The sequence below is a fragment of the Acidovorax sp. Root267 genome (assembly GCF_001429215.1).
Taxonomy (GTDB): Bacteria; Pseudomonadota; Gammaproteobacteria; order Burkholderiales; family Burkholderiaceae_C; genus Acidovorax; species Acidovorax radicis.
In genome coordinates this window covers 50,949-71,453 of sequence record NZ_LMJC01000008.1, presented here as the reverse complement: position 1 = coordinate 71,453, position 20,505 = coordinate 50,949, and the positions used below count along the sequence as shown (strand labels likewise).

15 protein-coding genes are annotated in these 20,505 nt (G+C 65.5%); 3 read left to right on the top strand and 12 right to left on the bottom strand.

The features are described from left to right. Window positions 1-146: 146 nt before the first annotated feature. The 6 genes from ASE39_RS08795 to ASE39_RS08770 all read right to left on the bottom strand — a co-directional run bounded on the left by ASE39_RS08795 (window position 147) and on the right by ASE39_RS08770 (window position 5,693). Window positions 147-1,346: a GGDEF domain-containing protein gene (locus tag ASE39_RS08795; RefSeq protein WP_057270886.1), complete on the bottom strand. Its 1,200-nt coding sequence runs from the start codon at window positions 1,344-1,346 to the stop codon at window positions 147-149. Window positions 1,347-1,578: 232 nt separating this feature from the next. Next, the gene (locus ASE39_RS08790) at window positions 1,579-2,871 is read right to left on the bottom strand and encodes a hypothetical protein (RefSeq protein ID WP_057270885.1); all 1,293 of its coding nucleotides are present in this window, start codon (window positions 2,869-2,871) and stop codon (window positions 1,579-1,581) included. A 244-nt stretch (window positions 2,872-3,115) separates the two neighbouring features. Further along, window positions 3,116-3,874, bottom strand: coding sequence for a hypothetical protein (locus ASE39_RS08785; RefSeq protein WP_010458701.1), 759 nt, complete (start codon window positions 3,872-3,874; stop codon window positions 3,116-3,118). A gap of 166 nt (window positions 3,875-4,040) precedes the next feature. Continuing rightward, on the bottom strand, window positions 4,041-4,625 hold the full coding sequence (locus tag ASE39_RS08780) for a hypothetical protein (RefSeq protein WP_010458700.1): 585 nt from the start codon (window positions 4,623-4,625) through the stop codon (window positions 4,041-4,043). Further along, window positions 4,622-4,912, bottom strand: coding sequence for a J domain-containing protein (locus ASE39_RS08775; protein WP_057270884.1), 291 nt, complete (start codon window positions 4,910-4,912; stop codon window positions 4,622-4,624). Before ASE39_RS08775 ends, ASE39_RS08780 begins: the two co-directional genes overlap by 4 nt. A 67-nt stretch (window positions 4,913-4,979) precedes the next feature. Beyond that, complete coding sequence (locus tag ASE39_RS08770) at window positions 4,980-5,693, bottom strand: YebC/PmpR family DNA-binding transcriptional regulator (protein WP_010458696.1); 714 nt, start codon at window positions 5,691-5,693, stop codon at window positions 4,980-4,982. A gap of 238 nt (window positions 5,694-5,931) precedes the next feature. On the opposite strand from ASE39_RS08770, the gene ASE39_RS08765 reads away from it, so the two are divergent. Beyond that, window positions 5,932-7,161: a spore maturation protein gene (locus ASE39_RS08765; RefSeq protein WP_010458695.1), complete on the top strand. Its 1,230-nt coding sequence runs from the start codon at window positions 5,932-5,934 to the stop codon at window positions 7,159-7,161. A 98-nt stretch (window positions 7,162-7,259) separates the two neighbouring features. Here the strand turns inward: ASE39_RS08765 and ASE39_RS08760 are convergent, their stop codons facing one another. Continuing rightward, window positions 7,260-8,132 carry a ZIP family metal transporter gene (locus ASE39_RS08760; protein WP_198928086.1) on the bottom strand — a complete coding sequence of 291 codons (873 nt, stop codon included), beginning with the start codon at window positions 8,130-8,132 and terminating at the stop codon, window positions 7,260-7,262. A gap of 388 nt (window positions 8,133-8,520) precedes the next feature. On the opposite strand from ASE39_RS08760, the gene ASE39_RS08755 reads away from it, so the two are divergent. Next, the gene (locus ASE39_RS08755) at window positions 8,521-10,800 is read left to right on the top strand and encodes an EAL domain-containing protein (RefSeq protein ID WP_242421389.1); all 2,280 of its coding nucleotides are present in this window, start codon (window positions 8,521-8,523) and stop codon (window positions 10,798-10,800) included. Window positions 10,801-10,839: 39 nt separating this feature from the next. Here ASE39_RS08755 and ASE39_RS08750 read toward each other — a convergent pair whose 3' ends face one another. From ASE39_RS08750 to sbcB, 3 genes are all read right to left on the bottom strand, one after another. Beyond that, on the bottom strand, window positions 10,840-12,186 hold the full coding sequence (locus tag ASE39_RS08750; RefSeq protein ID WP_057270883.1) for a protein kinase: 1,347 nt from the start codon (window positions 12,184-12,186) through the stop codon (window positions 10,840-10,842). Between the two features lie 31 nt (window positions 12,187-12,217). Then, window positions 12,218-13,465 (bottom strand): cystathionine gamma-synthase family protein, encoded by a 1,248-nt coding sequence (locus tag ASE39_RS08745; RefSeq protein WP_057270882.1) that lies wholly within the window; start codon window positions 13,463-13,465, stop codon window positions 12,218-12,220. A gap of 150 nt (window positions 13,466-13,615) precedes the next feature. Continuing rightward, on the bottom strand, window positions 13,616-15,058 hold the full coding sequence (sbcB, locus tag ASE39_RS08740; protein ID WP_057270881.1) for an exodeoxyribonuclease I: 1,443 nt from the start codon (window positions 15,056-15,058) through the stop codon (window positions 13,616-13,618). A gap of 213 nt (window positions 15,059-15,271) precedes the next feature. Here sbcB and ASE39_RS08735 point away from each other — a divergent pair, with 213 nt between their 5' ends. Beyond that, on the top strand, window positions 15,272-16,642 hold the full coding sequence (locus tag ASE39_RS08735; protein WP_057270894.1) for a lytic murein transglycosylase: 1,371 nt from the start codon (window positions 15,272-15,274) through the stop codon (window positions 16,640-16,642). A 30-nt stretch (window positions 16,643-16,672) separates the two neighbouring features. Here the strand turns inward: ASE39_RS08735 and ASE39_RS27085 are convergent, their stop codons facing one another. Together ASE39_RS27085 and clpA are read right to left on the bottom strand one after the other, a co-directional pair. Next, a complete protein-coding gene (locus tag ASE39_RS27085) occupies window positions 16,673-17,818 on the bottom strand; it encodes a hypothetical protein (protein WP_010465496.1) in 1,146 nt (381 codons plus the stop codon). 300 nt (window positions 17,819-18,118) lie between these two features. After that, on the bottom strand, window positions 18,119-20,467 hold the full coding sequence (clpA, locus tag ASE39_RS08725) for an ATP-dependent Clp protease ATP-binding subunit ClpA (RefSeq protein ID WP_010465500.1): 2,349 nt from the start codon (window positions 20,465-20,467) through the stop codon (window positions 18,119-18,121). Between the last annotated feature and the right edge of the window lie 38 nt (window positions 20,468-20,505).

Genomic DNA, 20,505 nt, shown 5'->3' with positions numbered 1-20,505 from the left:
ACTGCGGCAGCACCACGAAGGTCGGGCAGCCGACACAGGCAGCGTTTCGCGTTTCCCGGCTGCCGGGCGGGTGGGCAACGCCAGAAACCACGGCTGGTTGCGCCCGCACGGGGCGCCGCCGCACCGCACCCGGTGCATGGGGCGGTTCAGGCAGCGGTCGCCACCGGGGCTGCCGGGGCACCGCCAGGCTGTTCCGACACCTCCACCCGATTGCGGCCACGTTCCTTGGCCAGGTACATGGCCTCGTCGGCCCTCTTCAGCGCAGCACCGGCCGAGTCGGCATGGGCGCACAGCGTGACGCCCACGCTCACGGTCAGGGGGATGGGCCGCTGGCCAGTGACCGCAGGCTGGGTTTCGACCAGCGCGCGCAGGCGTTCGGCCACTGCCAGGGCGCCGCCAGCGCTCGCATTGGGCAGGAAGATGGCGAACTCCTCGCCCCCCAGGCGCCCCATCACATCTTCCTTGCGCAGGCAGCGGTGGGCCAGCATCACAAAATGGCGCAGCACATCGTCACCCGCCCCGTGGCCCCAGGTGTCGTTGATGTTCTTGAAGTGGTCGAGGTCCATCACCAGCACGGGCACATCCGTCTTGGTGCGCTGGGCAGCACTGATGGCCTTGTCCAGCAGCGTGAGAAACGCACGGCGGTTGAACACGTTGGTCAACGGATCCACCTCGGCCAGGTGCCGCAGCTCGCTGGTGATGAACTCGTTGGCCAGGATCAGCGCGCCAAAGCCCAGCAGCACCACCGCCACAATGGACTCCAGCACCACAAACTGCGAGACCCGCGACGCGAGCGAGGCATCCGGCAGGCCCCCGGGCGCCACCGCGCCCAGCTTGAACAAGACGGGCCGCAGCAGCAAGAACAGCCCGTGCAGGCCCACGACCATTGCAAACAGGTAGCGCGCGGGCACGCGGCGCGCACCACCGTCGGCCAGGGTGTGTGCCGTGAGCAAGAAGCAGACGCCCGCGCCCAGGCCCGCAAACACAAACCGCATGCCCAGGTGGGGCTGTACCACGGTGAAATACACCGACGAGGCCACTACCACCCCGATGCCCACAACGGCATAGATGTGCGAAAACGGCCGACGCCCCATGTACATGCGGCTCGCCATCAGGCACAGGTAGGCGGCCAGCGACACCGAGCTCTGCGAGATCACCACCGCCACCACCTGGGGAACCCAGTCCCGCACCAGCAGGCTGACGCTGAACACAGACCCCAGCAGGAATGACAGCACCCACAGGCGCAGGCCGGGGATGTTCTTGTTGAACGACCACACGGCATACAGCACCGTGGTGACCAGCGCGGTCAGAAGCGCTGCGAGGAGGATGAGTGTGGGGCTGTGCACTGGAAGGACGGGCTGACGGGCGGCTGGAATGTTAACCGGGCCGCCGCAAGGCACGGTCCTGCCCGGCGAGGCTGCTTGACCTGTGTAAAGCTGCCGCCTGGCGCAAATGCCGCAAATGGAGCAGACCGGTGCAGCAATCCAGCGGCATCGACGGCAGACAAGGGCCAGAAACCCGCCCCCGGCAACGGGCGCGCAACGCTGTAATCACCATGCGCCGCGTCCCCAGTGGCGGCTACCCCACCACATTGCACTCCCGGCGCAGCAGCGCCAGGGCATCGTGCATCTGGTAGTCCATGTCGCTGAGCAAGGTCTTTTCCGCGTCCTGCACAAAGCTGTTCCACAGCGCGGTGTAGTCCTGCTGGTGCACGCCGGGCGCGTGGGTGCGGATGAATTCGGTGGCCAGTGCGGGCTGCAGGCCGGACTTGCGCGCCTTGCGCACCAGGCTGGCGGCGGTCTTTTCGGTCAGCAGGGTTTTCTTGGGCACGCCCGCAGCCAGGCACAGGAACAGCGTGAGCAGCGAATGCTCGTCGTCATTGCCCTGCACCGTTTTCGTCCAGGTCTTGCTGGCGGGCAGCGGGGGTTCTCCACCCTCTTCCAGCGCATCCAGGCTGCGGTGGAAGTTGTCCACCTCGGCCAAGGGGTCGTCCAGCAAAAAGTAGCGCGCGCGGAAGGCGCCGGTGGGGCGCAGCAGAGTGCGCACGGGTGTGGCCACGTCGAGCAGCTTGGGCAGGTCGGTCAGCACACCGGCGCAATGCGCTTGCACCACCTCGCGCAGTTCGGCAGGCAAGCCGGGGGGCAGGCGCAGTTGTGCGGGGGGCGCCAGCTTCTTCTTGCGCTGTGCCAGCAGCACTTTTTCAAATGTGGCGGCGTTGGGCCATTCGCCGAGGTCCATGGCCTTGGGCGCCAGGGCCATCATGAGCAGGCCGGCGCGGACGACGGCTTCTGCGTCGGCGCCCGCAGCCTCCAGCTCGTCGGGGTCCAGATCAAACTGCTCGGCCAGCCACTGTGCCGCATGGATGGCCTGGGCCATTTGCGTGCGGCGTGCCAGCTCGGCCCGGTAGTCGGCATGGCTGCGCAGCGACCACACGGCCAGCAGCGGGGTTTCGGCATCGGCATAGCCGGCCATGCCAAAGTTGCTGCTCTCGGGCATGGCAATGAGGCGCTTGAGCATGTCCGAGCCGCCCTTGGAGCGCGACAGCAGCGAATGGTCGCGCAGCGAGATGGCGGCATCGTGCAGGTCGCCCCCGGTCGTGTCCAGCAGGTACAGGCTGATGAGGTTGACCATGCGGTCGCGCGCCTTCTCCAGCTCGGGGCGCAGAAACTCGCTGCCAAAGTAGCGCGCAATCTGCACCATGCCCTTGGGCGCGTCGGTGTTGATGGCCGCTAGTTTCTCGGCACCCAGCACGCCATGCTGAACACCATACGCCAGCGCCTTTTCAAAGAACGGGCGGGCGTCGTGGAGCTGAAGCGCGTTGGCGGCTGCAATCTCGTCAGTCGTTGAAGAAGGCGTGTTGGGCACAGTCATATCAGTATCTATCGCGCTTCGCAGTGCTCGTGGGCCTTGAAACTGGCACGCTCCAGGCCAGAACCGCCGCGCAAGGGCCGCCACGCCGCGCTGGCGGAGCCCCCCTTCCCGAATTGCGCAGCAATTTGAGAGAAGGGGCTGAGGGCCGCGGCTCCAAGCCTGCATGCGCAGGCTTGGACGTGCCCGAAGAGCCGCAGCCTCTGGCGGTGGCACCGAGGCGCGAAGCGCCACAGGGGGTTGTCATCTAAATCGCGGATTCTTCGTCAGAGGTGCGGGCTGCCGGCGTGGCCTTGCCGCGATCGGTTTCACTGGTCTCGAACTTGCCATCGTCTTCCTCGGCGGGCTCATCACCCTCTTCCAGGCCCAGGTCAAAGGCGCGGGCCTTGGCGCGCAGCACCAGCAGCGTTTCGATGAACAGGTCGCGGCACTCGTAGCGCAGCAGCCAGGCCATCTGCATCCAGTCGCGGTCGGCGACCTCGTCCAGGTCGATGCGGGGCTGCACATAGCCAGAGGCCAGCAGTTCGTCGTCGGTCAGCGTCACGCCGTAGTCTTCGACTGCGTCAAATGTTCCGGTGCGGGCAAAGGCTTCGATGCGGCTCCACTTTTCGGCAAAGTAGTTGGCCAGTGCCTCGGCGCCGCCTTCCAGGTTGCCGATGGCAGTGAGGAACTCCACCGGGTCGGCGTCGTCGCGAAAGATGACGGCGTTGACCATGTTGCGCAGGTGGGTGTGCGTGAGGTCCTTGTATTGCTTCTCCAGCACCATGGCCCGGGCAAATTGTTCCGGCGTGACCAGCAGGTTGACCACCGAAGCCTTGGAGTCGTCGTACTCGCGCATCACGGCCAGGATGTCCTTGGGCGCCAGCTGGTCCAGCACCACCATGAGCGCGCCATCACCATCGGTATCGGCCAGTTCGGCCAGCGCCGATTCAGCGCCCACGATGTCGCCCGCCGCGATGAGGCTGGTGGTTTTGGTGATGAGTGCGAGATGGGTGTTGTTGCTCATGCGAAATTCCTTTTCATTGGTCCGTTGCGCCAAGCGCGCCGCGCTGGCCTATGGAGCTGGCGCGCCCCAAGCCAGCGGTCGCCGCGCAAGGGCCGCCCCGCCGCGCTGGCGGCGTCCCCCTGGGGGGAAGGCGCGAAGCGACACAGGGGGGCATCATCCCCTGGGGCTAGTCCTTCCGGTCAAAGCCCACGTCCGACAGCCAGTTGGAACTGGCCTCTTCGCGGCTGCGGCTGTTCTTCGGATCCGCGGCGTCATCGGCGCTCAGCGCGTCGTAGTCGTCATCATGCTCTGCGGCGTCTTCACCGTCCTCCGCATCGCCGTCACCATCGCCATCGGCATGCGAGGCCGCCTGGGGCGCCAGACGGGCGTGCTGCTGCAGGTATTCCAGCCCGGCAGCCACGGCCATGAAGCGGGCGCCCTGCGGTTCGCGCAGCACGGTCTGCGCCAGGCTGGTGGCCCAGGGCTCCAGCGTGATGGCATGCGTGAGGCTGTGCCAGTCGGGCAATTCGTCCACCGGCAAACCCAGCAGGTGTTCCACCGCGGCAGGTTTGGAGAACCGAAAGCCGCGATGAAAGACCACCGCCACCATCTCGGGCGCCGGCTCCATCATCTGCACCAGAAAGGCAATCTCGTTGCGCTTTTCTGCCAACCGCTTGCGCAAGACGTCCTTGCCTTCGGAGTCGGACAGCAGGTCATCCAGCTCGGCCTGGTAGGCGGAGCGCAGGTCATAAAAGTAAGGGGAAAGTTTCACGGAGTGGGCGTCAAAATGCGCGTGGAATAGGCTTGCCAGATCTCTTGGGCGGTCTGCAGCGGGTCGTCCAGCAGGTTGCGGCGGCGGTTGTCGTCGTAGGCCTGCCGGGCGGTGTCGTCCGACAAAACCTCGTAGGCCTTCTGCACGGCCTGGAAGCGCTGCGCGGCGTCTGGGGCGTCGTTGCGGTCCGGGTGATAGAACGACGCCTTCTGCCGGAAGGCCTTCTTGATGTCGGCCAGCGATGCGTTGGCCGCCAGCCCAAGGGCGGCGTAGTGGTCTGCGGTCATGGAAGATTGGATGGAGCGGGGACGGGGCGGAACCGGCACTGCGCGCGGAACCAGCAAATCACCGCCATCAGCCGCCCAGGCTCACAAAAACGTTCTGCACGTCGTCGTTGGAATCGATGGCAGCCAGGAAGTTCTCCACCTCTTCGAGCTGTTCGGCCGTCAGGTTGGCGGGGTTCACGGGGTTCTTGGGCTTGTAGCCCAGCTTGACCGACAGCACATTGAAACCATGGGCGGGCAGCGCACGGCTCACCAAGTCAAGGTCGGTGGGGTCGGTCCAGAAGGTGGTGGTGCCTTCTTCGTCGCCCGCTTCAAAGTCTTGTGCACCTGCCTCGATGGCGGCCAGCTCGGGGTCTGCGCCGGGTGTGGCGGGTTCGGCCTCGATCATGCCGACATGGTTGAAGTCCCAGGCCACCGAGCCGGATGTGCCCAGTTGCCCCTTGCGGAACAGCACGCGCATTTCGGGTGCCGTGCGGTTGACGTTGTCGGTCAGGCATTCGACCATCACGGCGACCTGGTGGGGCGCAAAGCCTTCGTAGATCACACGTTCGTAGTTGACGGCGTCAGCGCCCGTGCCGGAGCCCTTCTTGATGGCGCGCTCCAGCGTGTCCTTGGGCATCGAGGCCTTGCGGGCCTGCTCCACCACCAGGCGCAGGCGGGAGTTGCCGGCCGGGTCAGCGCCGCCGCGTGCGGCCACGGTGATTTCCTTGACCAGCTTGCCAAACAGCTTGCCCTTGGCATCCGCCACCTGTGCCTTGCCTTTTGCTTTCCACTGCGCGCCCATGGTGATGTCTTTCTTGGAGTTGTGGCGCGCCAGGGCGCCTGTCGATAGGTATATGGGGAGGCCCATCCAGGCACCGAAAGCCCCGAAAAAGGCCTTTGCACAGGTTTGAACCGAACCCTATAGGGTACCACTGACCGAGCCGTTGCCCTGCCGCCACGTTCAAGCCAGCGCCAGACCTGGGGGCGGGTAACCTCGCCACCATGCATGCACTCCGCTCCTCCATCCTTCAGGATCACTGATGCTCAACACCTTGTGGCTGGGCTTTTTCCTGACCGCTGCCGTGGCAGCCCTGGCGCAATGGCTGGTGGGCGGCAATGCGCAGATCTTTGCCGCCATGGTCGAGGCGCTGTTTGCCATGGCCAAGCTGTCGGTCGAGGTGATGGTGCTGTTGTTTGGCACGCTCACGCTCTGGCTGGGTTTCTTGCGCATTGCCGAGAAGGCGGGCATCGTGGACGCACTGGCGCGCTGGCTGGCGCCGCTGTTTCGGCGGCTGATGCCCGGGGTTCCCAGCGGCCACCCGGCCCTGGGCCTCATGACGCTGAACTTTGCGGCCAACGCCCTGGGACTGGACAACGCAGCCACCCCCATGGGCTTGAAGGCGATGAAAGCCCTGCAGGAGCTGAACCCAGAGCCCGACACCGCCACCAACGCGCAGATCCTGTTCCTGGTGCTCAACGCCTCCTCGCTCACGCTGCTGCCGGTGACGATCTTCATGTACCGCATGCAGCAGGGCGCACCCGACCCTACCCTGGTGTTCCTGCCGATCCTGCTGGCCACATCGGCTTCCACGCTGGTGGGGCTGCTCAGCGTGGCGGTGGTGCAGCGCCTGCCTTTGTGGAGCCCCGTGGTGCTGGCCTATCTGCTGCCTGTGGCCCTGGTGCTGGGCGGCTTCATGGCGCTGCTGACCACCTTGAGCGCCACCGCGCTGGCCCAGTTGTCGTCCTTGCTGGGCAACCTCACGCTGTTTGCGCTGATCGTGCTGTTTGTGGCCATCGGCGCGTGGCGCAAGGTGGCCGTGTACGAAGCGTTCATCGAAGGCGCGCGCGAAGGCTTCGATGTGGCCAAGGGCCTGCTGCCTTACCTGGTGGCCATGCTGTGTGCAGTGGGAGTGTTTCGCGCATCGGGGGCGCTGGGTTATGTGTTGGACGGCATCCGCTGGTGCGTGCAGATGCTGGGCGCGGACACCCGGTTCGTCGATGCGTTGCCCACCGCGCTGGTCAAACCGTTTTCCGGCAGCGCCGCGCGCGCCATGCTCATCGAGACCATGCAGACCCAGGGGGTGGACAGCTTCGCCGCGCTGGCAGCGGCCACCATCCAGGGCAGCACCGAAACCACCTTCTACGTGCTGGCGGTGTACTTCGGCGCGGTGGGCATCCAGCGCACACGGCACACCGTCAGTTGCGCCCTGCTGGCCGAACTGGCCGGTGTGGTGGCGGCCATTGCAGTGTGTTACCAGTTCTTCGGATAGAACGCAGAGAGAATATTATTGAAAAAGGCACTATCGCCTGTCCAGTAAAAATTCATAGCTATTATTAATATAGCAATTGTATTTCCAGCCCGCAGGGATCATCCCAGCGCCGTATCCAGCAGCATCATGATCACAAAGCCCAGCATGAGGCCGCCTGTGGCCCAGGCCTCATGTCCTTTGCGGTGGGATTCGGGAATGATCTCGTGGCTGATCACGAACAACATGGCGCCCGCCGCAAAACCCAGTCCCCAGGGCAACAGGCTCGCGCTGTAGCCAACCACGGCCGCACCCAGCACCGCGCCCACGGGCTCGACCAGGCCCGACGCCATGCCCAGCCCCACGGCCAAGGCCCGCCGGTAACCCGCCGCCAGCAGAGCCACCGCCACCACCAGGCCTTCCGGCACATCCTGAATGGCAATGCCCGTGGCGAGGGCACTGGCGCGCAAGTTGTCGCCGCCCGCATAAGCCACACCAATGGCGAGCCCTTCCGGCAGGTTGTGCAGGCCGATCGCAAACACAAAAAGCCATGTCCGCCGCAAGGTGCGCGCGGTGTGTCCACCTTCCACGCCTTTGATGAAATGCTCGTGCGGCAGCCAACGCTCCATCAGCAGCAGCACCAGCGCCCCGAGCAAAATGGAGGCGCCCACGGCGCCACCCGCAGCCCAGGGCCCCGCTCCGGCAGCCCGCGCGGCGGCGATGCCTGGAATGATCAGGGAGAACGCACACGCGGCCAGCATGACGCCCGCACCAAAGCCAAACAGCGCATCCTGCGTGCGCTCAGGCAGCCGCTGCGACAGCAGCACCGGCAGCGTACCGAGGGCCGTGGCCAGCGCAGCCGCTATGCCACCCAGCAGTGCGGCAAAAACCAGGGGTTGTCCCGCTATCCACTGCCACACTTGCGCGGTGGCAACCACCAGCCCCGCAAGCACGATGGCCAGCCCCACCCACTGCCGACCCTGAAGATGGGGAATCCCTTGGCGCCGGGATACCAGCGCCCGCGACCCAGGCACGTCGTCGGTAGAGCTGGAGGGAGGGAAAGGGTGCATGACGGGCTCCGGTAGAGCCTTTTGCGGTGAACGAAGGTAGCGTACTCAGGCAATCAAATGATAACAATTCTCATTTAAAACCACCACCCCGCTTTTGCCTGTGTCGCCCAGCCCACAGTCCGTCACCCCGGCGAAACCACTGGCCCCTTCCTGAGGCAACACAGCGCCCATTGGTGGTTTCCACCATGCGGGTTGCAGGTCTGGTACCTATGCTCGGCAACATCGGCATACCGGCGGCTTCACGATGGTGCCCCGGTCCTGCCTCCCCTTGTGGCTCCCACAAGTTCCCGGAAAGCGCCCTTCGTTCCATCCCATGACATTGCCCCCCGATCCGATGGCGCCACACGACCCGCAAGAGCGCAGGCACTCAGACGCCCTGCTCCAGCTGTGCAAACGCCTGGAACGCGCCTGGACCCTGTCCGATGTGCTCGACGCCGTGAAACCCATGGGGGAAAGCGTTTTTGACTACCGCCATGTCTGGCTGGCACTGATCGATGACGCTTCGGGGATGCTGGACTTCCTGACCCACACCAGCGGCGGCGAGGAGAGCGCCCTGAGCCGCCAGTTGCAGACCATGAAGATCCCCGTGAAGGGAGATGCGCTGCTCGAGGAAATCATGCAGGCCACGCACGTCGTGGTGGTGGAAGACGCCCGCACCGACCCACGCACCAACAAGGCCGTTGTCGCCGTGCTGCACAACCGCACCATCGTCAATGTGCCGCTGATCATGGCCAACCAGCGCCTGGGCGCACTGGGCATGGGCACCTATGGCGACGAGGAAGGCGTGCGCCCCCCCAAGCCCTGGCAGATTGCGCTGATGCAGGCCACCGCCGGGCATCTGGCCGTGGCACTGGACCGGGTGCGCTTCATGACCGCGCAGCGCGAAGCCGAAGAGGCTCTGCTGCAGGAGAAGGAACGCCTGCAGGTCACCCTGCACTCGATCAGCGACGCCGTGGTCACCACCGACGCTGCAGGGCTGGTGCAGTACCTCAACCCCGCCGCCCAGGCGCTGACGGGGTGGTCGCTGGCCGCAGCCTGCGGGCGCAGGCACCAGGAGGTCCTGGGCTTGGCCATCGAAGCCGGCGCTGACACTGCGCTCGACCTGGTGGGCCGCGCGCTCGCACAAGGTAGCACCCAGTTGCATGGCAAGCTGCGGTCCACGCCCCAGGCGGGTGCGCCCCTGCTGATGGACCTGTCGGCCTCGCCGCTGCTGCGCCCGGGCGGGCATGCCGATGGCGTGGTGCTGGTGTTTCGCGATGTGACCGAAGCCAGCCGGCTGAGCCGTGAAATGGAGTTCCAGGCCATGCACGACACGCTCACGAGCCTGGGCAACCGCCGTGCATTCGAACACCTGCTGGCCCAGGCCTTCGCCGCCACGCGCGACGCCACGGCCCACCACTGCGTGTGCTACCTCGATCTCGACAACTTCAAGGTGATCAACGACACCTGCGGCCATGCCGCAGGCGACGAGCTGCTGCGGCAGGTGGCGCGCCTGTTCCTGGCCCACCTGCAGCCCCAGGACCTGCTGTGCCGATTGGGGGGCGACGAGTTCGGCATCCTGCTGTGGCAACAGGATCTGCAGCAGGCCCTGCAGTTGGCCGAGCGCATGCAGCAGGGCCTGGCCGCTTTCCGTTTTTGTTGGCGCGACCATGTGTTCAGCGTGAGTGTCAGCATTGGGGCGGTGATGCTCGACGCCGCCACCGAAAGCGTGGGCGCCTTGCTGCAGGCGGCAGACAGCGCGTGCTACGTGGCCAAGGATGGGGGCCGCAACCGCATCCATGTCTATGCCGAGAACGACCCTGCCCTGGCGCAGCGCTATGGCGTCATGGAATGGGTCAGCCGCATAGAGCATGCGCTGCAGCACGACCGGTTTGAGCTGTTTGGCCAGCCCATCACCCGCCTGGGCCCGGCACATGGCAGCCAGCCCCATGGCCTGCATTGCGAGATCCTGCTGCGCATGCGCACCGCCGACGGCCAACTGGTCTCGCCGGGCGAATTCATGCCCGCCGTGGAGCGCTACCACCTGGCGGCCCGGGTGGACCGATGGGTCATCAAGAACGCCCTGGCCTGGATGGCAGAGCACCAGGATCGCGTGGAGCTGTGCTGCATCAACCTGTCAGGCCAGTCCGTGGGCGATGCCGCTTTTTTGAGCCAGGTGCTGCAGGCCATGGACCAGACCCCGGTGCGCTGCGACCGCCTGTGTTTCGAGATCACCGAAACCGCTGCCATGGGCGACCTGGCAGCGGCTAACCGCTTCTTCCAGGCCCTGCGCGCGCGGGGCTGCCAGTTCGCGCTCGACGACTTTGGCAGCGGACTGTCGTCGTACGCCTACCTGCGCGAGCTGGCGGTGGACACGCTCAAGATCGACGGCCAGTTTGTGAAGAACATGGCCGACGACCCCGTGAGCTTTGCCATGGTGAAGTCCATCCACGAGATCGGCTGCCTGATGGGCAAGAAAACCGTGGCGGAGTTTGCCGAAAGCCAGGCCATCGTGGACCTGCTGACCGGCCTGGGTGTGCACTTTGCCCAGGGATACGCCCTGGGCCGCCCCGCCCCGATCGACGAATTGCTGCTGGAAGCCGTGGCGCACTGAGAACCTTGCCGCGCCGCACGGCTGCGCAAACCCGGTGTTTCAACCCCGCGGTGCCGAGGGCGATGCAGGCGCCGCAGGGGCAGCCACCAGCTCCCACTCTGCCAGCTGTTCGTTGGTCGCAATCAGCCGCCCCACCAGCAGCTTGATGAACGCCTTGTCAAAACACGACTGCAGGTCTTCAGACGCCCCGCGCAGCGCCGGGTTGCGGACCTTGAGCACCAGCACCTCCGTCTCGGCCACGGCGGTGGCGGTGCGAAGCCTGTTGTCGGGGCGCAGGTAGGTCATTTCACCCAGGGTGACGCCCACGCCCAGCGTGCTGAGGTTCCAGCCCTGGCGGCTCACGGCCACCTGGCCCTCGATCAGGATGCAGAACGAATCGCCCGGCGTGTTTTCGCGCATCAGCACCGTGCCCGCCCCAAGCCTGCGCCAGTTGCCCAGGCGCATCAGCTCCCACAGGGCCACGTCGTGAAAGTCGGCAAAAAAAGGCAGCGCACGCAAGCGCGCAAAACGCTCGGCCTCGGTGTCCTGTGACCGCTGGCGCGGCAGGCCCTGGTGTGCAGTCAGCAGCGCCTGCGCAAAATCGTCCCAGGTCTCAAAACGGTCTGAGGGCTGCTTGGCCAGGGCGCGCAACAGCACGGCGTCCACATGGGCTGGCAGCGATGCACGCAGCAGGCTCGGCGGCGTGGGTGCCTCGTTGCTGATCTTGTAGAGCGTGGCAAAGTCGGTGTCGCCGTCAAACGGGCGGCGGCCCGTGAGTAGCTCGTACACCACGACGGCCAGAGAAAACATGTCGCTGTGGTGGGTGAGGTCCTGTTCACGCACCTGTTCGGGCGACATGTACGACGGCGAGCCCACCAGGCCCGACAGCTGTGTGGCATCGCTGCGCAGCGACAGCGCCGCACCAAAATCCGTCAGCTTGATGTCGCCATCCTGCGCCAGCATGAGGTTGGCGGGCTTGATGTCGCGGTGCACCAGGCCTTCGCGGCAGGCGTACTCCAGCGCGTTGCAGCACTTGAAGGCAATGTCCAGCACCTGCGGCACGGGCAGCAATGTATCGGGCGTGGCATAGGCCGACAGGGGCTGTCCGTCCACGTACTCCAGCACGAGGTAGGGTGGCAGCGCCTCCTCGTCCGCATCGAGCAGGCGCACGATGTTGGGGTGGCGCAGGCGGCCCGAAAGCGCGGCCTCGTTGCGCAGCAGCTTGCGGTAGCGCTCAGCCTGCTCGGGTACTTTCAGCAGGTGGGCATGCGTCTGCTTGATGGCCACCTTGCGGCCCCGAAAGCCGTCGAGCCCCAGGAACACGATGCCGCTGGCACCCCGGCCCAGTTCGCGCTCGATACGGTACTTGCCAATGCTGGCTGGGGGTGCCGAGGTTGCTGTGGCCATGTGTGGGGCTCCTGGGAAGGTCTTTGGCGGGTCAGCCCCCCGCAAGGGCCTGCTCAAAGTCGGCGAGCAGGTCTTCAGAGTCTTCCAGGCCCACGGACACACGGATCATGCTGTCGGCAATATCCATGGTGGCTCGCACGGCGGGGCCAGCTTCCCAGAAAATCGTGTGGGCCACAGGGATGATGAGCGTGCGCGTGTCTGCCAGGCCCGTGGCCTTGATCGGCAGCTGCAGCCGGTTGCACACGGGCAGGCACTGGTCGGGGTCGCGCAGCTCGAACGACAGCAGCCACGAACCGGCCTTGAGGTGCTTTTTGGCAAAGGCATGCTGGGGGTGCGAGGGCAGCATGGGATAGAGCACGCGGGAGACTGCAGGGTGCTGCTCCAGCAACTGCGCCAGAGCCAGGGCCGTGGCACTGGTGCGGTCCATGCGCAGCGACAGGGTTTCAGCACCCAGCGCGATCTGGTGCGCGGCGTGGGATGACAGCGTGCCACCCATGTCGCGCAGGCCCTTCTTGCGCAGTTGCTGCAGGCCCCAGCCCTTGGCGTCGCCCTTGCGGTAGGGCGCAAAGATGTTGGGGTACGTGCTCCAGTCGAACAGACCGGAGTCTGTTACGGCGCCGCCCAGCGCCGCGCCCTGCCCGCCAATGCTCTTGGTGAGCGAGTTGAGCACCAGCCCCGCGCCCACCGTGGACGCACGGAACAGATAGGGCGACGCCACGGTGTTGTCCACCACGTACAGCACGCCGCGCTCACGGCAGACGGTGCCCACGCCTTCCAGGTCGGGGATCTGCGTGCCGGGGTTGGCGATGGTCTCGACAAACACCATGCGGGTGTTGGGCCGCACCGCAGCGGCCACGTTGGCGGCGTCGGTCACGTCCACCAGGGTCACTTCAACGCCCAGGTCAGCCAGCGTGCCGAACACGCTGTTGGTGTTGCCAAACACGAACTGGCTGGCCACCAGATGGTCGCCCGCCTTCAGCAGCGTGAGAAAGATGGCGCAGATGCCCGCCATGCCGGTGGCGAACACGATGGTGCCCTGCCCTTTTTCCATCTGCGTGATCTTGGCCTCCAGCGCCGCCGTGGTGGGCGTGCCCTGCCGCGCATAGTTGAAGCCGCCTTTGGCCGTGCCCTGGAACACGGCGATCAGGTCCTCGACCTTGTCGTAGCCGTACTGGACGGACGTATGGATCGGCTTGTGGATGGCCCCATGCTCGGCGCCGCCCTGGCGGTCTGCGTGCAGGATCTGGGTGGTGAAACGTTGGTTCTGCGGTGTCGTCATAAAAATCTGCGGCTGTTTTTACTGGTCTGCGTGCAAGGCATGGCGATGAATACTGGCGCGTCCCAATACCAGCGCACCCGTGGAACTGGCTCCGCCAGGCCACCGGGTGCGTCCCCCTCAGGGGGGAAGGCGCGCAGCGCCTCAGGGAGGTCAGCGCTCCGGCGCGATGTGCTCAGCGTAATCGTACAAGGCGCCCAGGATGTCCTGCGCGCGGTCATCGGCAGTTTCCGACATTTCATCGATCTCGGTGAAGAGTTGCTCGACCGTGCGCGCCCCGCCCTCGCCATCGAACAGGCAGGCTGCGCGGTGCGCCTCCCAGCGCTCTGCATCTTCGGGCGACAGCGTTTGCGGAAAGTTGCGCGCCCGGTAGCGCCAGAGCAGCTCTGCGAGGCGCGGGTCATCAAAATTCGCCCGGGCCTTGGCCAGCTTGTCGCCGCCCAGGGTGCGCAGGTCGTTCAGCAAACGCCGGTCGTTGTTGCCCACAAAACCGCCATACAGATCCTGGTCCACATCCGGTGCAGGTTCTTGCGGGCGGGCAAACACGGCGGGCCAGATGCCACTCATGTCGGGCAACGCGTGCGCCACCTCGGCGTGCTGGGCGGCCTGCGCCAGGTCGATGCCCCAGCGCTGCGCCAGCGCGGGCGTGAGCGTGTTCACATTGCCCACCACCATGGGTGACTTGTTCAGGTGGATGGTCTTGACCGGCAGACGTGTCACGCCCTCGGGCAACGCATCGGCCTTGCTGAACATGCGCAGGCGGATCTCGTCGGGGCCCATGGTGGCAAGGGGTGCGGGGTCATGGGCCAGGTCCCAGGCGATGAGTTCATTCTTGTTCGTGGGGTGGCTGGCCAGCGGCCACATGACAGCCAGGCAACCTCGTTCGGCAGGGAACATGCCGGACACATGCAGGAACGGTCGTGCCGTGATGGCGGTGGCAGGCAGGCGCAGTTCAGCCGCCACACGGTCCTTCTTGTGCAGGCTGAGTGCAAAGTCAAACAGTTTGGTGTTGTGCTGGCGAATGAGCCGTGCCAGCGCAATGGTGGCGCGCACATCCGACAGCGCATCGTGCGCCGCCTCGTGCAGCAGGCCGTTGGCTTTGGACAGATGCTCCAGCTTGAAGCTGGGCGAGCCGTCTTCTTTTTTGGGCCAGGTGATGCCGTCGGGCCGCAGCGCGTAGGTCATGCGCACCACGTCCAGCAGGTCCCAGCGCCCACACTGGTTCTGCCACTCGCGCGCATAGGGGTCAATGAGATTGCGCCAGAACATGAAGCGCGTGATCTCGTCATCGAACCGGATGGTGTTGTAGCCCACACCGATGGTGCCAGGCTGGGCAAATTCAGCTTCGATGCGCGCAGCGAACTGGTGCTCGGGCACCCCCCTCTCCAGGCAGAGCTGCGGCGTGATGCCGGTGATCAGGCACGAGACGGGATCAGGCAGGTAGTCGTTGGCGGGCTGGCAATAGAACATCAGCGGCTCGCCGATCTCATTGAGCTCAGCGTCGGTCCGGATGGCCGCGAACTGCGCAGGCCGGTCACGGCGCGTGTTGGCACCAAAGGTTTCGTAGTCGTGCCAGAGGAAGGTATGGGAGGCCATGGTCGGTGGGCAAACAGGGGCGGGACAAGGGCAAGGCAAGGAAGACATCGAACTGTAACCTGATTCGCAGGCATTTTTGGCCCCTAGCGCATACTGTTAAAGCGCTAGCAGCTATTGATTTTATAGCAAATGCACATTACCACCCTGGCAGCCCTTTCACGCAGTGATACACCTGCGGCAGGGCTCGGGCACCGCCGCGCAGGACAATGGCGCATGCAACGTACCCCTCCAGAAGATTCCTCGGTCCCACGGCCCTCCCCTTCCCTGGCGTTCTCGCTCCCGCTGGTAGCGTGGGTGGCGGCTTTGGCCCTGGCGGGCTGCGCCTCAGCCCCACCGCCCACCCCTCGCCCGGAAGCGGTAAAAGCACCCTTGCCACCCACCGCGCCACCTGCAACGGCTGGTGCACCGAGCCTGGATGCGCCCGCATCCACGGGCGGCCCAGTCATGGGCGTGGACCATGTTGCGGGTTTTGCTGCATGGCGCGACGCATTTTCGGCGCAGGCCTTGCAGGCAGGTATCCAGCCTCGCACGGTGCGCGATGTGCTGGGTCGGGCGCAATGGCAACCGCGCGTGGTGGAGCTTGACCGGGCCCAGCCCGAATTCACGCGCGCACCCTGGACCTACCTTGACAGCGCGGTCTCGCCACAGCGCATTGCCCAGGGGCAGGCCAAGCTGGCCGAGCACAGCGCCACGCTGGAGGCCGCGGCCGCCCGCTATGGCGTGCCGACCACCGTGGTCACCGCCATCTGGGGCATGGAGAGCAACTACGGCAGCAACTTCGGGACATTCCGCACCGTGGACGCACTGTCCACGCTGGCCTATGAAGGCCGCCGCCGTACCTGGGCGCAGACCGAACTGCTTGCCGCGCTGCGCATCGTGGACCAGGGCGACATCGCAGCGGACCGCATGCTCGGCTCCTGGGCGGGCGCCATGGGGCACACGCAGTTCCTGCCCTCGGTGTTTCTGGCCTACGCCGTGGATGCCGATGGCGACGGCCACCGCGACATCTGGGGCAGTGTCCCCGATGTGGCGGCATCCACAGCCCACTTTCTGGCTCGGTCTGGCTGGCAAGCCCACGAAACCTGGGGCGCCGAAGTGCTACTGCCGCCCTCGTTTGACCATGCCCGGGCAGACCCGGGCACGCGCCAAACCACGGCGCAATGGGAAGCAGAAGGCGTGAAGGCCACCGACGGCCAAGCGCTGCCGACCCTGAGCGGGGCTTTCATCGTGAGCCCCGCAGGCGCACGCGGCCCGGCCTTCTTGGTGGGAGCCAACTTCCGGGCCATCCTGCGCTACAACAATTCGGTCAACTACGCGCTGGCCGTGGCACTGCTGTCACGCCAGATCGGCGGCGGCGGACCGGTGGTTGCCGCATGGCCCCGCGACCTCGCGCCCCTGTCGCGGCAGCAACTGCAGGAGCTGCAGGAGGCACTCAACCGCAAAGGGTTTGCGGCCGGCACCCCGGATGGCGTGATGGGCCCCGCCACCCGCGCAGGGCTGCGGGGCTATCAGCGCAGCATGGGCGTCGTGGCGGACGGCTATCCCACCGTGGAACTGCTGGAGCGGCTTACGGCGCCCGAATAAACAGCGCGACGGCCTCCCCAGCAGGCGGCCTTACGGCGTCACCAGCCCGTCCATGCGCACAACCTCAAAGTCACGGCCCAACACCTGCCGCAGCTCGGATTTCAGGCGGTCGTTGTTCCAGCGCTCATCCGGCGCCCCGCTCAGGTACCAGTTGGAGCCGTTGTCGGCCACCATCATCCCGTGGGTCTTGAGGGCGGTGAGGATGGCGCGTGTCTCGGCAGAGAAACCTGCCGGGATCGCATAGCCCGCCTTCAGGCGCACGCGCATGCCCATGGGAGGAAGGTTGAGGCTGGTATTGCTCGACGCCCAGTGGGTGGCGGGCGGCACGTAGGCGCGTCGGGTCTGGCTGACGGTGAAGCGCAGCGCGTGGCGGATGCCACCGGGGCCCAGCGAAGCCTCGTCATAGCGCACCAGGCCCGGGAAGATCGGCAGGCCCGCGGCGTCCGCGCTGGTCCATCGCGGCTGCGCGGTCGGGCGCACGTTGTTGTTGTCCAGGTGAAAAACGGCACCACCTGACGCACGCCAGCTGCCATCGGGCTGCGGGTAGCTGTTGCCGGTTTCATACAGGCGGTTGTTGTCGCGGTCGATCACGATCACGTGTCTGTCACCCGCGCTGGAAGGGCCGCCTTCGATAGGCGCGTTGGGCGGAATCGGGTACGGGCCTGCATCACTCTCGTCGCCGTAGTCGGTGAACTGCACAGCCACACGTGGCTGGGTACCCGCCACCACCACATAGGGAATACCGATGGGCGCGCCTTCCCACAGGCCCGCGCCGAAGTCCGGAAACAAGCCCCGGGTGAGGCCGATGCTGGCGATGAGGTTATCGGAGTTGGGGTCCACCGCGCGCATGGTGACGTCCGCGTTCCAGGCATTGTCGGCAGGGAACGGCAGTGCGCCATTCAGCGGTGCGCCCACGCCCAGGGTTGCGCCCCGCACATCACCATAGACATTGACCCCAGGGGCTGGTGCGGGTGCAGGCGCGGGTGCGCCTGGCGCTGGCGAAACGGGAGGCGCCGAAACCGGCGACGCGTCACCCTCTCCGCCTCCACCACAACCGGCCACCACCGCGCCCAAACTGGCGATGGCGATGCACCGGCTGATCGCGCCCAGACGCTGCGCGCGAAAGGCGGCACCCTGGACAATCGGGGCGGAGGGTGTCGGGGTGGGAATGGTCATGGGTTGTCTCCTGAATGAGCTCGCAGTATCCCGCCCCGACCCCCTCAGCCTGCTGCAGAACTGTACGAAAACGTTTCAAAGACCTTGGGACTGCGCACGGCGTCCGCACCCACCGATTCGCTGACGCGGCGGATCAATGCCTGTCCCTGCAGGTTTCGCAACCAAGCTGCAGATGCAGCATGACGGATGGCGAAACCGGTGCGCGACGCAGGGGCGAAAAAAAGCCAGCCATCGCAATGATGGCTGGCTTCGGGAAGGGGCCGTTGCGTGTTGCCAAAGCGCCAGCGGCGCCAATGCCCATCAGTCTGCCGTGGCTTCCTCAGGCTCGGCGGGCTCGGACTTCGCGGAGCGCTCCTTCTTGGCCAGCGGCTGGATATCCAGCAATACCTCGGAGGTTTCCACGCCCTTGTCGTCGGTCTTCAGCTCGATATCGACCGTCAGGCGTCCACCTTCCGTCAGGCGACCGAACAGCAACTCATCGGCCAGCGCACGGCGGATCGTGTCCTGGATCAGGCGTTGCATAGGGCGGGCACCCATCAGCGGATCGAAGCCCTTCTTGGCCAGGTGCTTGCGCAGCGTGTCGGTGAAGGTGACTTCCACCTTCTTCTCGGCCAGTTGCGTCTCCAGCTGCAGCAAGAACTTGTCCACCACGCGCAGGATGATCTGCTCATCCAGCGCCTTGAAGTTAACGATGGCATCCAGCCGGTTGCGGAACTCGGGCGTGAACAGGCGCTTGATGTCGCCCATCTCGTCGCCCGCCTGGCGCGGGTTGGTGAAGCCGATGGTCGCCTTGTTCATGGTCTCGGCGCCGGCGTTCGTCGTCATGATGATCAGGACGTTGCGGAAGTCGGCCTTGCGGCCGTTGTTGTCCGTCAGCGTGCCGTGGTCCATGACCTGCAGCAGCACGTTGAAGATGTCCGGATGCGCCTTCTCGATTTCGTCGAGCAGCAGCACAGCGTGTGGCTTCTTCGTGATGGCTTCGGTCAACAGGCCGCCCTGGTCGAACCCGACATAGCCCGGAGGCGCACCAATCAGGCGGCTCACGGCATGGCGTTCCATGTATTCCGACATGTCGAAGCGCAGGAGCTCGATGCCCATGATGTAGGCCAGCTGCTTGGCGGCTTCGGTCTTGCCCACGCCCGTGGGGCCGCTGAACAGGAACGAGCCGATCGGCTTGTCGCCCTTGCCCAGGCCAGACCGCGCCATCTTCACTGAACTGGCAAGCACTTCCAGGGCTTTGTCCTGCCCGAACACCACGCTCTTCAGGTCACGTTCCAGCGTCTGCAACTTGCCGCGGTCGTCATTGGAGACATTGGCGGGCGGTATGCGCGCGATCTTGGCCACAATCTCTTCGATCTCGGCCTTGCCAATGGTCTTCTTGCGCTTGCTCGGCACCATGATGCGCTGCGCCGCACCCGCTTCATCGATGACGTCGATGGCCTTGTCGGGCAGATGGCGATCATTGATGTACTTGGCGCTGAGCTCAGCTGCCGCCTGCAGGGCCGCCGCCGCGTATTTGACGCTGTGGTGCTCTTCAAAGCGCGACTTCAGGCCCTTGAGAATGTCGATGGTTTCGGCCACGCTGGGCTCGACCACGTCCACCTTCTGGAAACGGCGCGACAGCGCTGCATCCTTTTCAAAGATGCCACGGTATTCCGTGAAAGTGGTCGCGCCGATGCACTTGAGCTGGCCGCTGGAGAGCGCGGGCTTGAGCAGGTTCGACGCATCGAGCGTGCCACCCGAGGCCGCACCCGCACCGATCAGGGTGTGAATCTCGTCGATGAACAAGATGGCGTTGGGTTTGTCCTTGAGCGACTTGAGCACGCCTTTCAGGCGCTGCTCGAAATCGCCCCGGTACTTGGTGCCCGCGAGCAGCGCACCCATGTCGAGCGAATACACCACGGCCTCGGCGAGGATCTCGGGCACGTCGTTCTGCGTGATGCGCCATGCCAGGCCCTCGGCAATCGCGGTCTTGCCCACGCCGGCTTCACCCACCAGCAGCGGGTTGTTCTTGCGGCGGCGGCACAGGATCTGAATGGTGCGCTCCACCTCGTAGTGGCGACCGATCAGCGGATCGATCTTGCCTTCCTTGGCGGCCTGGTTCAGGTTCTGGGTGAACTGCTCCAGTGGCGACGCTTTCTCGTTGCGCTCGGACGCGCCCCCCTCTTCGCTTTCAGACGGGTTTTCGGCCTTGGCCGGCTCCGGCGGCTCGCCCTTCTTGATACCGTGGGCAATGAAATTGACCACATCCAGGCGCGTCACGCCCTGCTGGTGCAGGTAGTACACGGCGTGCGAATCCTTTTCGCCAAAGATGGCCACGAGCACGTTGGCACCCGTCACCTCCTTCTTGCCATTGCCCGTGGACTGCACGTGCATGATGGCGCGCTGGATCACACGCTGGAAGCCCAGCGTAGGCTGGGTGTCCACCTCATCGGTGCCAGCCACCTGAGGCGTGTTGTCTTTGATGAAATTCGCCAGCGATGAACGCAGATCATCGATGTTGGCAGAACAAGCGCGCAGCACCTCCGCTGCGCTGGGATTATCGAGCAATGCAAGCAACAGATGCTCCACGGTAATGAACTCGTGGCGCTGCTGGCGGGCCTCAACAAAGGCCATGTGCAAGCTGACTTCCAGTTCCTGGGCAATCATGTGAACTCCTTTGTGCTTGCGTGGAAGGGATAACTGTA

Coding starts and splice junctions, on each gene's coding strand:
- ASE39_RS08790 (WP_057270885.1), bottom strand. CDS start 2,871: ATGACTGTGCCCAACACGCCTTCTTCAACGACTGACGAGATTGCAGCC.
- ASE39_RS08785 (WP_010458701.1), bottom strand. CDS start 3,874: ATGAGCAACAACACCCATCTCGCACTCATCACCAAAACCACCAGCCTC.
- ASE39_RS08775 (WP_057270884.1), bottom strand. CDS start 4,912: ATGACCGCAGACCACTACGCCGCCCTTGGGCTGGCGGCCAACGCATCG.
- ASE39_RS08770 (WP_010458696.1), bottom strand. CDS start 5,693: ATGGGCGCGCAGTGGAAAGCAAAAGGCAAGGCACAGGTGGCGGATGCC.
- ASE39_RS08765 (WP_010458695.1), top strand. CDS start 5,932: ATGCTCAACACCTTGTGGCTGGGCTTTTTCCTGACCGCTGCCGTGGCA.
- ASE39_RS08755 (WP_242421389.1), top strand. CDS start 8,521: ATGACATTGCCCCCCGATCCGATGGCGCCACACGACCCGCAAGAGCGC.
- ASE39_RS08750 (WP_057270883.1), bottom strand. CDS start 12,186: ATGGCCACAGCAACCTCGGCACCCCCAGCCAGCATTGGCAAGTACCGT.
- ASE39_RS08745 (WP_057270882.1), bottom strand. CDS start 13,465: ATGACGACACCGCAGAACCAACGTTTCACCACCCAGATCCTGCACGCA.
- sbcB (WP_057270881.1), bottom strand. CDS start 15,058: ATGGCCTCCCATACCTTCCTCTGGCACGACTACGAAACCTTTGGTGCC.
- ASE39_RS08735 (WP_057270894.1), top strand. CDS start 15,272: ATGCAACGTACCCCTCCAGAAGATTCCTCGGTCCCACGGCCCTCCCCT.
- ASE39_RS27085 (WP_010465496.1), bottom strand. CDS start 17,818: ATGACCATTCCCACCCCGACACCCTCCGCCCCGATTGTCCAGGGTGCC.
- clpA (WP_010465500.1), bottom strand. CDS start 20,467: ATGATTGCCCAGGAACTGGAAGTCAGCTTGCACATGGCCTTTGTTGAG.